Consider the following 15,772-nt stretch of genomic DNA (forward strand, 5'->3'; position numbering starts at 1 on the left):
CCTTTCATTAAATTTCAGTTCATGTCTTCTCCTAAAGCGCGATAGTCTCCGCCCTCAGATTGAGCCAATCGCGTTCCGCATCCGTGAGGATGACAGGCAAAGCCTTGAGACTGTCCTCCAGCTCGGAAGGCTGCTGCGGACCAACGATCGCAGCGACCGGGAACGGCTGATTCAGCACATAAGCGAGCGCAATATGATTCGCGGTTACGCCGTATTTCTCAGCTAGCACCGACGCTCTGCGTTTACGCTCCCAGTTCTCCTCGCTGTAATTGACACGAACCATTTCTGAATCCTCACGGTTCTCCGGGGAATAACGGTTCGTGAAGAAGCCCCCGGATTGCGATGACCAGGAGAAAATCGGCAGCTGCGATTTCTCATGCCAAGCTTCGTCCTCGGCATTCGTCGATACGCAGCCTGCCCAGCGCGCTTCATTCGGTCTTGCCAGCGCCAGATTCGGGCTGCTGCAGGCGAAGCCCGTCATGCCATGCTTCGCCGCGTAAGCATTGGCCTCCTGAATGCGCGCGACGCTCCAGTTGGATGCGCCAATCGCACGGCAGCGGCCTGCGGCGATCTGGTCGTTCAGCCCTTCCAAAATATAGCCGACATTAACGTTCGGATCGTCGCGATGGAGCATGTACATATCCATATAATCCGTCATGAGCCGGTCGAGCGATTCTACTAAATCGCTTTGAATGCATGTTTTCGTCATCCGCGATTGCTCGTACGGATGAGCTCCTTTGCCGATGATGACGATATCGCTGCGATTGCCACGAGCTTCCATCCAAAGCCCGATCGCGCGAGCAGAGCTTTCGCCGTAAATATGCCCAGTATCAATCGCGTTTCCTCCGACTGCGATAAAAGCGTCAAGCAGTCCGGAAGAATAGTCCATCCGATTCTTATCTAGCATCATAGAGCCATGCACCAGCTGGGTAACGCCTTGTTCGATGCCTGCTACGGCAATTCGTTTCATCGGTTCTGCACTCCTTTATATCGTTATATTGCTCATTATAGTAGAGGAATTTGCTTTTAAAAATCGAAATATATTGCAAAGGGCTACAACGATATTGATTCCACAAGGAGAGACTACGCGAATGGTCCAGCTGCAGCATTTGACGCTTCCGCTCCAGCGGAATAATCGATTTTACTGCTTTCCCGAGTCCGCCGGCTACTACCGGCATTATCAGGGCCATGAGGTGCGCCGCGCCGCAGGTATGCTGCAGGAATTCAATCTGCATCTTGTAACCGCAGGCGTCGGTTATGTCGAGCTCGAACAGCAGCGCTACGAGCTTACAGCCGGCGATGCCTTTCTATATTTCCCGGGCGATAAACAAGTGTATTACGCCGATAAAGAGCGTCCGTGGGACTTCAAATGGATCCATTTCTACGGTAGCGGCATCCTCGCCGATCTGACCGAACGCGGCTTCCACCGCTCGATCGGCTGGCGAATACGCTCATCCTCCGTGCTGGAGAGTCTGCTCGACGAGCTGCTGCTCGAGATGGACCAGCATAAGATGCTTCATCCGAGCCGCATCTCGATGCTGATGTACGGCATTATCGCCGAGTTCATCGAACAGGCGGAGCCGGTTTCCGCACCGGGCGCTGGCGCGTCCGCCATTGAACGTATGCTTAAGCTGCTGCCGGAGCTGCAAGCGGCGGCTACCGAGCCGTTCGATCTCGACGAATGGGCAGCCCGTGCGGGAACGAACCGATATGCTTTCTGCCGATGGTTTCGCCGCGCGGCAGGACAAACACCTCTGGAATTCGTGACCATGTGCCGCATTCAGCGCGCGAAGCAGCTGCTTGTCGAACGGCAAAGCTTAAGCGTACAGGAAATTGCGCGCTTGTCCGGCTACATGCACCACAGCTATTTTAATAAGCGGTTTCAGGAAAGCGAGAATATGACACCTACCGCTTACCGCCAGCAATTTTATATGCAGTCGCTTGTTCATACCCCCGATTTGGGCTACAATCAATGAAAATACGCACGAAATAGAGAGATAAAGGAGTAGGAGAGAACTTATGTATAAACTGATCGCTATCGATATTGACGACACCTTGCTGACGGATGAATGTACGGTAACGCCGGGTACGAAGGAAGCGCTAATCGCTGCGATGGAGAAAGGCGTGTTCGTCACGCTGGCAACCGGCCGCATGTTCCCTTCCGCACGGAAGATTGCCAATCAGATTGAATTGAACGTTCCGATCATTACGTATCAAGGATCTAGCGTCAAAACCTTGCTTGACGAGCAAGTGCTCTACGAGCGTTACGTCCCGCAGGATGCGGCAGAGCTTCTGATGAACTACTGCGAGGAGAACAACGTCCATCTCCAGCTGTATACCGACGATATCATTTATGTTAGAGAAGATAACCAGCATGCAAGAAACTACTCGAAGCTGGCGAATCTCCCGTTCGTCGTTGAGTCAGATTTCAAAGCATTAATCAAGCGTCCGACTGCCAAAATGCTCATGATCGATGATCCTGCGCGCCTCGACGAAGTTGCTGCTGACTTGAGGGATCTGATTGGTGCGAACACGCATATTACCAAATCTAAGCCGCACTTCCTTGAAGTGACGCATAAAGAAGGCACCAAGGGCCACGCGATCTCATTCATGGCGCAGCACATCGGCTGCACGATGGAAGAAGTCATTGCGATCGGCGATTCCTGGAACGATCACGAAATGATCGAGGTAGCCGGACTCGGCGTGGCAATGGGCAATGCGGTTCAGAAGCTGAAAGACATCGCGCAGTATATTACGAAAACAAACAATGAAGAAGGCGTACGCCATGTCATTGAGAAGTTTATTTTGCAGCCGGAGACGGTATAAGTAGTGATGGTGAGAGCTGTGCCTTCGGGCACAGCTCTTTTTGGTTATGATGACGCGACGACGAAGTATGTCCATAAGGTGAGTAGCAGTGATGTTACCAGCATTGCGATTAGCGGTTTCACCACCGATGCTCGCTGACCATCTCTCCGCAGATTCACATTTAGCCCAAGCGCGACCATCGCCATTGTAAGCAAAAATGTAGTCAGCGTCGTCAGTCCATTCGCAAGCGTTGGCGAGGATTGCAGAATCGCTTGGCCGGAGCTGCTGCTGCCGAGCAAGCTCATGAGCATGAAGCCGAGTAGAAACCAAGGCAGTGCGATTGGTTTGGCGTTGGCGGAATCTGCTTGCCCATTGCCATGTGCGTGTGCGCTGCGGATGCGCTTCATGACCGCTACAAGTACTAGGCACAACGGCACGAGCAGGAAGACGCGTCCGAGCTTCGCGAGCAGCGCAAGCGCGAGAGCATCTTGCCCGGCAGGCGCTGCTGCCAGCGCGACATGGGCGATTTCGTGCAGGCTTGTGCCGGACCAGACGCCGTATTGCAGCTCGGTTAGCCCGATGATTGGTCGCAGCAGTGTGTAGCTGACTGCGAAGATCGTGCCGATGAGCGCGATTAGTCCTGCGCTAAGCGCTGTCTCTTCCTCTTTGGCTTGTATAATCGGCGAGACAGCAGCAATAGCTGCTGCGCCGCAGATGCCAGTGCCGATGCCAAGCAGCAGTGACAGCTTCATGTCGGCTTTGAGCCATTTGGCTAGCAACAGCGTGCAGCCAATCGCGAAGACCGCAGCCAATGCATCGCGCCCGAGAAGGTCGAGCCCTTCTTGGAATACTTGCGCAATATTCAATTTCAACCCATATAGGATGATAGCGAGTCGAAGCAAGCTTTTGCCTGAGAAGGCGATACCTGAACGTAGTGTATCCTGCGGATATCCGCAGAAGTGCCGGTATAGAACGGCGAGCATAATGGCGCAGGCCATCTGTCCAGCGTAGTGGAAAACGGGCAAGCGTGAGATGCCGAACCCTGCCGCGGCAATGAGAAAGGTAAAACCGACACCAGACAGCCTCTGCTGGAGCGCAGATAGGAACGGTATTTGATGTACTTGATTCACTTGCACGGAGGCAAGCGGCTTCACGGTATTCGTATGATGTACTGCTGCCATAGCGGTCTGCCACCTCCTGAACGATCGTATGAGATGGTTCCCATTATACGTGGCGCTGCCTTATAAGAGAAATCAATCATAATGATGAAATAAATAAACAATTGTTATGTAATCGTTATTTATTAATCATGCCCTTGCGAGCAGCGGATGGCCGTTACCTTTTTGTAACTTTACTCGTTGAACAACCGTCTATAATGATAGAGCAATCACCTACAACGCGGAGGGATCCTTATGTTCAGCAATCGCTTTAAACATCCACTAAAACAACTTACACTCGGCGCACTCGGCGCACTTGGCACACTTGTCATCGCCGTTTCTGCTCCGCTGGCCTTTGCGGATGAAGCCGCACCAACTGTAACGACCACTACCGGCACCGTCACAGCGGTACCGATCAGCGCTCAGCTTCCTGCTTCTGGCGCCGTAAAGATTCAGGAGAATAAACTGACCTTGAAGGACGAGGTCTTTGATTATGAACTACATCTGCCGGTCATTAGCGGTATGAAGGATGCAAAATACCAGCAAGCACTTAACGCTAATATTACTGCACGCGCGATGGCTGTTGCGGATGGGCTTCATAAGCAAGCGAAGGATGATGCCGCTGCTGCGCAAGGTGACTATGAATTCCGACCATACTCCGTTTATGTAAGCTTTGAACTAATCTCCGACGGCAGCGAGGCAGCAGGTAATATTTTGTCATTCAAGGTGCTCACGTATACGTTCACTGGCGGTGCTCACGGCGCTACAGTTACTCAAACCTATAACGTGCGCAACTCGGCAGCCGCTTCTCAGCTCAAGCTGAAGGATCTGTTCGGCAGCAACTACAAAGCCATTATCAATAAAACAGTTAAGGCTGAAATCTCGGCAAATCCGGACTATATTTTCGCTGATTCATTCAAAAGCATTTCAGATAATCAAGCCTTCTACGTGAAGGACAATAAGGTTTATTTCATCTTTCAGCAGTACGAGATCGCGCCTTATGCAGTCGGCATGCCTGAGGCAGCTGTGAACATCCCAGCGCCAAGCAATCTGGCTTCACTCCCTGTCGTTGTGAATGGTACGAGCGCCGCTGCTGCGAAGCTGTACGTGAACAAGGAAGGCGTCGCTATGGCGTCGCTTCGCCCGATTGCCGTGCAGCTTGGCTACACGCTTGGTTGGAATGCGAAGACGCAAACCGTGGAGCTTACAAAAGGAGCGCAGTGGACATCGCTCCAGGTCGGCAAAGACCGTTACACCTACGCACGGATGGCTCCATTCACACTTGGCACCGCGCCGGTTGTGAACGCCAAGACGATCTATGTGCCGCTCACGTTCTTCTCGCAAGTGCTGAAGGCTCAGGTCGCTTATGGCCAGGATTCGGTTACGATTACGGAGGCCGCGAAGTAAGAGAAAGAAGCTGAGAGATCGTATTTGATCTCTCAGCTTCTTTCTTGTGTGATTTCACGTATGAGAGATCATATTGGATCTCTCAGCTCCGCGCGAACCTCTTCTCGCGCTCATTTCATCGCTGAGAGCACGTATATGATCTCTCAGCTCCATTTTCGCGCGGATCCACCTCCGAGAGCACGTAAATGTTCTCTCAACATCGCGCCACTCATCCCCAAACAAAAAAGGGCAGGGAAGGGTTACTGTTACCCCCTGCCCTGCCTAACCAAGCCCTGATCCAACTTCTAAATCCCGGCAAGTACCTGATACCATACGCCCTTCGGCGAATAAAGCGTCTTGCGCACCTCGTCCCATCCGCCTAGATAGCTAATATCGAACAGATCCTCAGGTACGTCATAGTTCTCCTTCACCTTATCCATCACAGCCGGATCGACTGGACGGAAGCCGTAATCGGCGAACACCTGCTGCGCTTCCGGAGTGAACATAAAGCTAAGGAACGCCTCCGCCACTTTGCGCGTGCCGTGCTTGTCGACGTTCTTATCGACAATCGCCGCTGGATTCTCGATGAGAATCGTCGACTTCGGTACAACAATCTCATAGGGCACGCCGCTCTTGATCCGTGAACGCAGCTCGTTCTCATACGTCACAATGACATCGCCAACGCCATACTCGAAGGCCGCCATCGAGGCACGGCCGCTTTTGTCCAGCGATTCTACATTCTTATGGATTCGCTTCAGAAAGTCCTTCGCATACGCCGGGTCCTTCTTCCCCGTCTTCGCTTCGGACTCCTTCAGCCCCGCGCCGTACATCGCATTAATGTCCCACTGCGCTCCGCCTGATGTTTTCGGGTTCGGATAGAGCACCTTCACACCTTTACGGGTCAAATCGTCCCAGTCATGAATGCCCTTCGGATTGCCCTTGCGCGTGCCCATGACCGCAAGCGAGCGCGTAATCATGCCGTGATTAGGGGCAGCGCGCCAATCGCTCGTAATAAAGCCTGCTTTTGCAATTTTATCAATATCGCTCTCCATCGCGAGGGCGGCAATATCCGCTTCGAATCCGCCAGCTATGGCGCGTGCCTGCGTGCCTGACGCTTCATACGACTCTTGGAAAGTAACAGTCTGCCCCGTCTTCGCTTTCCATTCCTTCGCAAATTGAGGCAGCAGCTTGCTGAATGCATCTCTCGCTACCGAATACGCGCCGATAACGAGCGTGACATCGCCTTTTTTCACAGTAGCAGCAGTAGTACCATCTGCGCCGCTGGCCGGCTTAGCCTCACCACTATTACCGCAAGCAGCCGTCAGTAGCAGCGCAATTGAGACAAGTGCCAATCCAGCCATGCGCCATCCTTTTGTTAGGGTAGGTTTCATCGTATACACAACGCTTTCTATCAAGTATCAAGTCGGCTGTTGCCGCTATTAGATATGCATCGGCATTGGGTCTTCTTTCAGCTTGTTCTCCATAATCCACGTGTCATTGTCGTTGAACAAGTACGCACGGTGGATGAGCACGTTAATCTCGTCACCCGGCTGCAGAACATCCTTCTCCAGGGAGCGGTACGTAATGAGCTTAATGTCGCCGACCATTACTTCAACCATCCACTCGCTTCCGCGGAAGTGCAGATGCTTCACCTTGCCAGCAACCGTAGCCGATGGGAGACGGAACTCGTGACGCTTGCCAATCTCAATATATTCCGGACGAATAAGTGCTTTTGTACCCGGCCAGTTGGCCGCTTCCTCGAAGCCCTTAAGCAGCTCCACTTGATCTACAATCGTCGACTCGCCGATGAAGCTCGCCACGAACTGAGTTTGAGGACTCTTATAAATATCCCAAGGCGTACCCTTCTGCTCCAGGCGCCCTTTGTTAATGATCATAATTTCGTCCGCCACTTCAATCGCTTCGTCTTGGTCATGCGTAACGAAGATCGATGTAATACCGAGACGCTCGATCATTTCTTTCAACCATGTACGCAGCTCCGTACGGATCTTAGCATCAATCGCGGCAAAAGGCTCATCAAGCAGCAACAGCTGAGGCTGAGGAGCAAGCGCCCTTGCAAAAGCAACCCGCTGCCGTTGTCCGCCAGAAAGCTGGTGCGGATAACGATGCTCGAAGCCTTTTAGCCCCGTAAGCTCCAGCAATGACATGACTCGCTCACGAATAACATCCTTTGCTGCCTTCTTCACCTTTAGCCCGAATGCAACATTATCGTAGACCGTCATATGCTTGAACAACGCGTAGTTCTGAAAAACAAATCCGATCCCGCGCTCCTGAGGAGGCAGATCATTAACGCGCTTGCCGTGAAACACAATGTCACCGGAAGTCGGTGACTCGAGACCCGCAAGCATACGGAGAATCGACGTTTTGCCGCCGCCGCTTGGGCCCAGCAGGCCAATCAATTGCCCTTTGGCAATGTCGAAGCTAACATCTTGAACCGCTTGAAAGTCACCGAACTGTTTATTTAAACCGCGCACCTCGATATGCATCGCTTAATGCACTTCCTTTCTCTTCTTGGCCCATTCCATAAGCAGCAGCAATCCGACGGAGAAAGCCGCAAGCACAAGCGCCACGCTGCTCGCCGCCGCTACATTGAAATTCTCTACATCCTGATAGACTAGCGTTGTCGCTGTCTGGGTCTTATTCATAATATTGCCGGAGACGACGAGTACAGCGCCGAACTCCCCAAGCGATCTCGCAACCGTAAGCACGACGCCATAGATGACGCCCCAACGGATAGACGGCCAAGTCACTTTCCAGAACGTATACCACGAGTACGCGCCGAGCGTCGAGGCCGCCTCTTCCTGCTGAGCCCCAATCTCCTGCAGCACCGGCATTACTTCGCGCACCATAAGGGGGAATGTAACGAACAACGTTGCAAGAATCATCCCTGGCAGCGCATACACCACTTTAAATCCGATATCTTCGAAGAACGTACCGAGCACCGAGCTCGGTCCGAGCATAAGTACAATCATCAAACCGCCGATAACAGGCGATACCGCGAACGGAAGATCGACGATACTGTTCATAAAAGCTTTAAGACGCCTGCCGAGCCAAGTCCCACGAACGAGATAGAGCGCTAACATAACGCCGAACAGCGTATTGAGCAAGGTGACGACTACGACGATCATGCCGGTCATCATAAGCGCATGCAGCGACTCCGGACGGGTAAGCGCATCTGCAAAGCCGCTCCAGCCGTCTCCCCATGAGCCGGTAAAAATCTTTACAAGCGGCACAATCAGTAGAACGAGGAATACCGCATAGGTTAGTGTGATCCAAAGCCTTCTCATTTGCCATTCCTCCTCGACTGCACATAGTTGACTGCGCCTAGTATGAGGAAGGACAGCGTCAGCAGCAGGACGGATACAGCCGCTGCTCCTTGCGTGTTATCGCTCTCAATCTCTCCGAAAATATAAACCGAAGCGATGAGCGTCTTACCTGGTATGTTGCCCGCAACGAGCACGACTGCACCGAATTCTGCAAGCGCGCGCGAGAATGCCAGCATCGCGCCACTAATAATGCCAGGCAGCATGGATGGGAAAATCACCTGAAAGAACGTTCTTGCCCGCGAAGCGCCAAGCGTATAGGACGCTTCTTCCTCCGACTTATCCAGCTCTTCGAGCAGCGGCTGCACACCGCGAATGACGAAGGGGAATGTAACGAACACCATGGCGATGATAATCGCCGGCTCATGGAACACAATTTCAAATCCGAGCTTATCTGCTAGATTGCCAACGATGCTATTCGGGCCTAGCAGCAGCAATATCATCAAGCCGCCGACTGCGGTCGGCAGCGCAAAAGGCAAATCGACAAGGCTGTTCAAGATGCGGCGTCCGGGGAATCGGTAGCGAATGAGCACCCAGCCTATCATCGTTCCGAGAACAACATTCATAAGTGCAGCAATAACAGACAATTTGATCGTAAGCAGCACCGCTTTCCATGCAAGCGGGTCAGTAATGCTGTCCCAGAATGGCGTCCAGCCTAGGTGTAGCGATTGCGAATAAATCCCAATAATCGGCAGTACAATCAAGAGCACAAAATAGAGCATAATGGTACTGCGAAAACCGAAGCTCCACAAACGGTTGCGCATTAAGATATTCAAGCTGACTTACCTCCTGACGCTTTCCATGAGGAATCGCGGGTACATTTTTCAATAATACTTCAACCTTCACTTTAATCCCCATCAATATACTTGGTATTAAATGTAGCAGACAGGAGCGCGTCTAGTCAATTGTTATTATTGTGATCAGCTACGGCTTCCCTAGCAAACAAAACTCCCTAGCGCATCATCGCTAGGGAGTTTCTGATGGCGAGAGCTACTCGCCCTCGATATAATAGTTGTCCTCGCCGATCGTCAGCTTGGCTTGTCCTTGCGTCAAGTCGGTGATCCAATTGCTGAATCGCTCTGCATCCGCCGCTTCCGGCAAGCAAGTAATGATGACACGGTCCGTAAAGTCCGTCCCGCCGATGCGGACGTTGCGGGCATGGAACTCGTTCTCGAGCTTGCCATACCACGTATAGTCAACATCGACAATGACCTCGCGGTGCAGCACATTGGTGATCGTTTCCGCCGCTTCAATGGCCGTTACCGCTCCGTCCGTGTACGCACGGATGAGGCCGCCAGCACCAAGCATAATTCCGCCAAAATAACGGGTTACGACGATGACGACATTTTTGAGACCATGGTGCTTGATCACTTCAAGAATCGGCTTGCCCGCCGTGCCGCTTGGCTCGCCGTCATCCGACTGCTTCTGGATCTCGTCCCGTTCGCCAATGACGTAGGCCGAGCAATTATGATTCGCATTCCAGTGCTGCTTCTTCAGCTCTTCAATGAAGGCGATCGCTTCCGATTCCGACGTGACCGGTTTGCCATAGCCGATGAACCGGGATTTCTTAATAATAATTTCACCGCTCGCCAGCTGGCGGAACGTCTTAAACTTAGCTAGCATGACAGCCGATTATAACCGAGCTTCGAGCTCAGCCTTTTCTTTCTCATAGCCAGGCTTGCCAAGCAGAGCAAACATGTTCTTCTTGTACGCTTCAACGCCCGGTTGGTCGAACGGATTCACGCCAAGCAGGTAGCCGCTGATACCGCATGCGATTTCGAAGAAGTACACGAGGTAGCCGAATGTGTACGGCTTCATGTCTGCAATGTTCACGACAAAGTTAGGCACTTGGCCGTCTGTATGCGCAAGCAGCGTACCTTCGAACGCTTTCTTATTCACGAAATCCATCGTCTTGCCGGTTAGGAAGTTCAGCCCGTCCAAATCGTTCTCGTCATGTGCGATCGTAATTTGTTCAGCGACATTGTTCACTTGAATAACCGTTTCAAAGATGTTCCGGTTGCCTTCTTGAATGAATTGGCCCATGGAGTGCAGGTCCGTCGAGAAATCTACAGCCGCTGGGAAAATCCCTTTGTAGTCTTTGCCTTCGCTCTCGCCGTACAGCTGCTTCCACCACTCCGATACGAAGTGAAGAGCTGGCTCGTAGTTGACGAGAATTTCAGTCGTTTTGCCTTTGCGGTACAGTGCGTTACGCGCTGCAGCATATTGATAAGCTTCATTCTCCGAAAGCTCTGGGTTGCTGTATGCTTGCGATGCGTCTGCTGCGCCCTTCATCATCTCTTCGATGTTGATGCCAGCCGCTGCAATCGGCAACAAGCCAACCGCTGTCAATACAGAGTAGCGGCCGCCTACATCGTCAGGGATAATGAACGACTCGTAGCCTTCCTCTGATGCAAGCTTCTTCAGTGCGCCTTTCGAACGGTCTGTCGTTGCGTAGATCCGTTTGCGCGCTTCAGCCTTGCCGTACTTCTCTTCAAGCGCTGCGCGGAATACACGGAACGCGATCGCCGGCTCTGTTGTTGTACCGGACTTCGAGATAACGTTGATCGACCAGTCGCGGCCTTCGAGCAATTGAAGCAGATGCGTTACATATGTAGAGCTGATATTGTTACCCGCGAAGAGCACTTGAGGTGTCTTGCGCTGCTCGCCTGGGAGCAAGTTATAGAAAGAGTGCGATAGCATCTCGATTGCAGCACGTGCGCCGAGGTAGGAGCCGCCGATGCCGATAACAATCAGCACCTCGGAGTCCGACTGGATCTTCGCAGCCGCTTTCTGAATGCGGGAGAACTCTTCTTTATCATAGCTATTAGGCAAGTCAATCCAGCCTAAGTAGTCTGAGCCTGCACCTGTTCCATTGTGAAGCTGATCATGTGCAGTGCGTACCTGCGCCGCTAAATTGTCAATCTCGTGCTGGCCGATAAAGGTCAGCGCTTTGCTGTAATCAAACTGAACTGCTTTACTCATTCCGCGTAAAACCTCCTTTTTCATTAGGACTAGGATAAAGGATTTGCTAGCTAAAAACAAGGGATTGCGTTAGCTCAATACTTCTCGTCTCTGTTTTATGATAAAATGAAAACAGTTAAAATTTCGGTTCAAAGGAGATGAATTTGATGTTCAAAATCGGCTTTATCGGCCTCGGCGTTATGGGCGAGCCTATGGCTGCTAACTTAATTCGTAAAGGCTACTCCGTTACGGTATACAACCGTACGCCCGGCAAAGCGGACAAGCTCCTTGAGCTAGGTGCAGACGAAGCGGCAACACCTGCAGCCGTAGCGCGTGCGTCGGAAGTTATCATCACGATGATCAGCAACGACGATTCGATTCGCGAAGTATATTATGGCGAGAACGGTTTGCTTGGCTCGATGATGCCTGGCGCAATCGTTATCGATAGCAGCACAATTTCGCCTGCGCTCTCCCGCCAGTTGCACCGCGATATTACAGCCAAGTTCGGCGATTTCCTTGATGCTCCGGTTACAGGCAGCAAGCCTGCGGCAGAGAGCGGATCGCTCGTCTTCATGGTCGGCGGCGATATCGAAGTCATTCATAAGGTGCAGGATGTGCTCGAGACAATGGGCCGCAAAGTCATTCCAATGGGTCCTGGCGGTAACGGCTCGATTGCGAAGCTTGCGCACAATACGATTGTCGGCGCTAACGTGGCGGCGCTCCTCGAGGGCATGGCAATCGCTGCAAGCGGCGATATCGACGCGAAGAACTTCCTGGAGCTCGTTCAAGCGGGCGGCGCTGCAAGCAAGATGGCGGACCTGAAAGCTCCGAAGCTGCTTGATCGCGATTTCAGCGTACAGTTCTCACTAGGCCTCATGCTGAAAGACTTGCGCCTTGCATCTACGCTCTCGGATGAGCTGAAGACGCCAACGCCAATTCTCGAAACGGTCAAGAGCCTTTACCAAATGGGCGATGCGATGGGACTCGCTGACCTCGACCTGTCAGCGCTCGCTCACAACTACGAGCAATGGATTAATAGGCGGATTACGAACCACAGCGATGTGGAGGATACGGTAGCAGCAGCTTCCGCGACTGAGCAGACGGCGAAAGTAATAGAGGCACAAGCTGAAGATATAACAGGTGCGAACCGCAGACGCAGTGAGCGTTTGACGCTGAATGTGCCGCTTAAGCTGTCCGTTTACCAATGGGAGCAGGAAGGTGCTTTCTCCGGTCAACTCATCGACAGCACGCTCTGCGATATCTCGGACAATGGCATTCAGCTGTCGACAACTTCTCCGCTTGAGCTGGACATGTTCGTCGTCATCCATTACCCGCAAGATTCCGAGCTACCCCCGATGATCGGACGCATTATCCGCATCGAAACGACGGCAAGCCGCTTCCGTTACGGCTGTCTGCTTGCTGGACTTGCTCCGTACCAGCGCCTGCAGCTGGAAGCTTATATCAATAAGCAACACATTATTGCTGACTAATCTAACAAGAATGATGCATGCAAAAAGGCTGCCCGCGACGATGCGGAGCAGCCTTCTTTATTATGATACGTATTATTCCTGAATATAAGAGCAAGCGTAGTCTGTCACAGTCGCTACTTGAAGCTTGAACTTCGCATTCGCCGGAACTGTAAACTCACCTTCGCCCGAAATGCTGATCCACTCGGATTCGCCTGGAAGCAATACTTTCAGATCCCCTGCAAGAATCTCCATGATTTCTTTAACATCTGTACCGAATTCATATTCACCTGGCATCATAATGCCGAGTGTCTTCTTCGTTCCATCCTCAAACAGCACTGTACGGCTTGTTACCTTACCATCGAAATAAACGTTTGCTTTCTTGACTACTGTTACGTTAGCGTATTGGGACATTCGTTATTCGCTCCTCATAAGGTATTAGGTATTAGGTATTAGGTGGAAAAAAAGCGGGGCTTGCAGACGCTGCATCATGAATCGAAACAGCTTGCTCTGCGAAAACCCCGCACTGTTAATCGAAGAAACAGGTTCCGGGCGCTGCGCTAGTCTAGCTCCTACAGCAGACCTTTAACTTTGCTTACTACGTTCTCTACTGTAAAGCCGTATTCTGCAATGACACGGTCGCCTTTAGCAGATGCGCCGAACGTATTGATGCCAAGAACAGCACCTTGATCGCCGACATAACGCTCCCAGCCGAATGGCGAAGCCATTTCGATTGCAAGACGCGCTTTCACATCCGGAAGAATAACGGAGTCTTTGTATTCTTTGGATTGACGCTCGAACAGGTCAAAGCTTGGCATGCTGATGACACGTACGTTGATGCCTTCTGCCGCAAGTGCCTTTTGTGCTGCTACTGCAAGCTGTACTTCAGAGCCAGTCGCGATCAACTGTGCTTGCGGCTTGCCATTCGCTGCTTCTGAGACCACGTATGCACCTTTCGCAATGCCAACGCGCGCTTGCTCAGCCGTACCTTCAAGGATTGGCAGGTTTTGACGTGTCAGAACGAGCGCTACCGGCTGATCCGCATCAGCTAATGCATACGCCCATGCTGCCGAAGTTTCGTTCGCATCCGCAGGACGAAGTACCGTCAATTGCGGGATGATACGCAAAGATGCAAGCTGTTCGATCGGCTCATGCGTTGGACCGTCTTCGCCGACAGCGATACTGTCATGCGTCAGCACGAATACAACCGGCTGCTTCATCAGCGCCGACAAACGAACTGCTGGACGCAGGTAGTCTGTGAATACGAAGAAGGTTGCGCCATATACTTTAACGCCGCCGTGCAGGCTCATGCCGTTAATTGCAGCAGCCATTGCGAACTCACGAACGCCGAAGTAGATGTTGCGGCCTTCGTAGCTGCCCGGCTTGAACACTGGCAAGCCTTTCAGGTGTGTCATTGTCGAGCTCTCAAGGTCAGCGGAACCACCGATCAGATTCGGGATGTTCTTCGCAAGACCGTTCAGTGCGTTACCGGAAGCAACACGCGTCGACAGCGCTTTGTCTGTTGGTGCGTATGCAGGCAGATCCGCGTCCCAGCCATCAGGCAGGTTGCCGCTGATTGCTGTTTCGAATTGAGCTGCAAGCTCTGGGTATGCCGCTTTGTAGGAAGCGAACAGTGCATCCCATGCTCCGTTTGCTTTCTCGCCGCTCTCTTTCACTGCTGCAAAGTGCGAACGCACTTCAGCCGGAACTGTGAAAGCCCCGTGCTCCCAGCCGTAGAATTCCTTCGTCAGTACGGTTTCGTCAGCGCCGAGCGGGCTGCCGTGCGTACCAAGGTGGCCGCCTTTGCCGCCTTTGTTCGGGCTGCCGTAGCCGATTGTCGTTTTCACTTCAATCAACGTCGGTTTGCTTAGATCTGCTTGTGCCGCTGCTACTGCTTGGCCAAGCGCGTTCATATCGTTACCGTCTTCTACGCGCAGCACTTGCCAGCCGTATGCTTCGAAGCGGCCTTGTACGTTCTCGGAGAACGACAGGTTCAGCTCGCCGTCGAGCGAAATGTCATTGGAATCATAAAGCACGACCAGCTTGCCGAGCTTCAGGTGAGCTGCAAGGGAAGCTGCTTCGCTTGCTACGCCTTCCATCAAGTCGCCGTCGCCGCAAATCGCAAATGTATAGTGATCAATTACGTTCAGATCTTGTTTATTGTACGTCGCGCCAAGCTGAGCTTCAGCCATTGCCATACCGACAGCCATTGCAATACCTTGTCCAAGCGGACCAGTCGTTGCATCTACACCAGCTGTGTGACCGAATTCCGGGTGACCCGGCGTTTTGGAGCCCCATTGACGGAAGTTTTGCAGCTCTTCGATTGGAAGATCATATCCCGACAAGTGAAGCAGGCTGTACAGCAGCATGGAACCATGACCTGCCGAAAGAACGAAACGGTCGCGGTTGATCCACATTGGGTTGGACGGATTGTGCTTCATTGTTTTCGCAAACAATTGGTATCCCATCGGCGCAGCACCCATTGGCATGCCCGGGTGTCCGGAATTGGCTTTCTCGATCGAATCAATCGCAAGTGTGCGGATCGTGTCGATGGAAAGCTGGTCGATGGACTTCTGTGTAACTGTCATTACGTAAACTCCTCCTAAATCCGAATAAGCTTGCTTCCATAACTTTGATGTCAATATCTCTTTAAAAT

The 15,772-nt window shown here is 52.2% G+C and carries 14 protein-coding genes; 4 read left to right on the plus strand and 10 right to left on the minus strand.

The window, feature by feature from the left end; translation table 11 throughout:
• Positions 1–31: 31 nt before the first annotated feature.
• Positions 32–970: an aldo/keto reductase gene (locus tag BMY11_RS13270; protein ID WP_090576463.1), complete on the minus strand. Its 939-nt coding sequence runs from the start codon at positions 968–970 to the stop codon at positions 32–34.
• Between the two features lie 121 nt (positions 971–1,091).
• Between BMY11_RS13270 and BMY11_RS13275 the strand changes: the two genes are divergently transcribed.
• Together BMY11_RS13275 and BMY11_RS13280 are read left to right on the plus strand one after the other, a co-directional pair.
• Positions 1,092–1,976, plus strand: coding sequence for a helix-turn-helix transcriptional regulator (locus tag BMY11_RS13275; RefSeq protein WP_177182622.1), 885 nt, complete (start codon positions 1,092–1,094; stop codon positions 1,974–1,976).
• Positions 1,977–2,019: 43 nt separating this feature from the next.
• Entirely contained in the window at positions 2,020–2,826 is an 807-nt protein-coding gene (locus BMY11_RS13280) for a Cof-type HAD-IIB family hydrolase (RefSeq protein WP_090576469.1), read from the plus strand.
• Between the two features lie 44 nt (positions 2,827–2,870).
• Here the strand turns inward: BMY11_RS13280 and BMY11_RS13285 are convergent, their stop codons facing one another.
• Entirely contained in the window at positions 2,871–3,986 is a 1,116-nt protein-coding gene (locus BMY11_RS13285; RefSeq protein WP_090576472.1) for a YeiH family protein, read from the minus strand.
• 231 nt (positions 3,987–4,217) lie between these two features.
• On the opposite strand from BMY11_RS13285, the gene BMY11_RS13290 reads away from it, so the two are divergent.
• Positions 4,218–5,369: a stalk domain-containing protein gene (locus BMY11_RS13290; protein ID WP_090576474.1), complete on the plus strand. Its 1,152-nt coding sequence runs from the start codon at positions 4,218–4,220 to the stop codon at positions 5,367–5,369.
• 284 nt (positions 5,370–5,653) lie between these two features.
• Here the strand turns inward: BMY11_RS13290 and BMY11_RS13295 are convergent, their stop codons facing one another.
• The 6 genes from BMY11_RS13295 to BMY11_RS13320 all read right to left on the minus strand — a co-directional run bounded on the left by BMY11_RS13295 (position 5,654) and on the right by BMY11_RS13320 (position 11,671).
• Complete coding sequence (locus BMY11_RS13295; protein ID WP_256217444.1) at positions 5,654–6,709, minus strand: sulfate ABC transporter substrate-binding protein; 1,056 nt, start codon at positions 6,707–6,709, stop codon at positions 5,654–5,656.
• A 78-nt stretch (positions 6,710–6,787) separates the two neighbouring features.
• Positions 6,788–7,852 carry a sulfate/molybdate ABC transporter ATP-binding protein gene (locus tag BMY11_RS13300; RefSeq protein ID WP_090576479.1) on the minus strand — a complete coding sequence of 355 codons (1,065 nt, stop codon included), beginning with the start codon at positions 7,850–7,852 and terminating at the stop codon, positions 6,788–6,790.
• A gap of 3 nt (positions 7,853–7,855) precedes the next feature.
• Positions 7,856–8,653 carry a sulfate ABC transporter permease subunit gene (locus tag BMY11_RS13305; protein WP_090576482.1) on the minus strand — a complete coding sequence of 266 codons (798 nt, stop codon included), beginning with the start codon at positions 8,651–8,653 and terminating at the stop codon, positions 7,856–7,858.
• On the minus strand, positions 8,650–9,453 hold the full coding sequence (cysT, locus tag BMY11_RS13310) for a sulfate ABC transporter permease subunit CysT (RefSeq protein WP_371262827.1): 804 nt from the start codon (positions 9,451–9,453) through the stop codon (positions 8,650–8,652). The genes BMY11_RS13305 and cysT overlap by 4 nt, the downstream gene beginning before the upstream one ends.
• A 226-nt stretch (positions 9,454–9,679) precedes the next feature.
• The gene (locus BMY11_RS13315) at positions 9,680–10,312 is read right to left on the minus strand and encodes a YigZ family protein (RefSeq protein ID WP_090576488.1); all 633 of its coding nucleotides are present in this window, start codon (positions 10,310–10,312) and stop codon (positions 9,680–9,682) included.
• A gap of 9 nt (positions 10,313–10,321) precedes the next feature.
• Positions 10,322–11,671 carry a glucose-6-phosphate isomerase gene (locus tag BMY11_RS13320; RefSeq protein WP_090576492.1) on the minus strand — a complete coding sequence of 450 codons (1,350 nt, stop codon included), beginning with the start codon at positions 11,669–11,671 and terminating at the stop codon, positions 10,322–10,324.
• Positions 11,672–11,817: 146 nt separating this feature from the next.
• Here BMY11_RS13320 and BMY11_RS13325 point away from each other — a divergent pair, with 146 nt between their 5' ends.
• Positions 11,818–13,140 (plus strand): NAD(P)-binding domain-containing protein, encoded by a 1,323-nt coding sequence (locus BMY11_RS13325; protein WP_090576495.1) that lies wholly within the window; start codon positions 11,818–11,820, stop codon positions 13,138–13,140.
• Between the two features lie 72 nt (positions 13,141–13,212).
• Here the strand turns inward: BMY11_RS13325 and BMY11_RS13330 are convergent, their stop codons facing one another.
• Positions 13,213–13,530, minus strand: a complete 318-nt coding sequence (locus tag BMY11_RS13330; protein ID WP_090576498.1) for a pyrimidine/purine nucleoside phosphorylase — start codon at positions 13,528–13,530, stop codon at positions 13,213–13,215.
• Positions 13,531–13,688: 158 nt separating this feature from the next.
• Positions 13,689–15,704 carry a transketolase gene (tkt, locus tag BMY11_RS13335; protein ID WP_090576502.1) on the minus strand — a complete coding sequence of 672 codons (2,016 nt, stop codon included), beginning with the start codon at positions 15,702–15,704 and terminating at the stop codon, positions 13,689–13,691.
• Positions 15,705–15,772: the final 68 nt, after the last annotated feature.

It is taken from the genome of Paenibacillus sp. OV219, assembly GCF_900110075.1.
Taxonomy (GTDB): Bacteria; Bacillota; Bacilli; order Paenibacillales; family Paenibacillaceae; genus Paenibacillus_Z.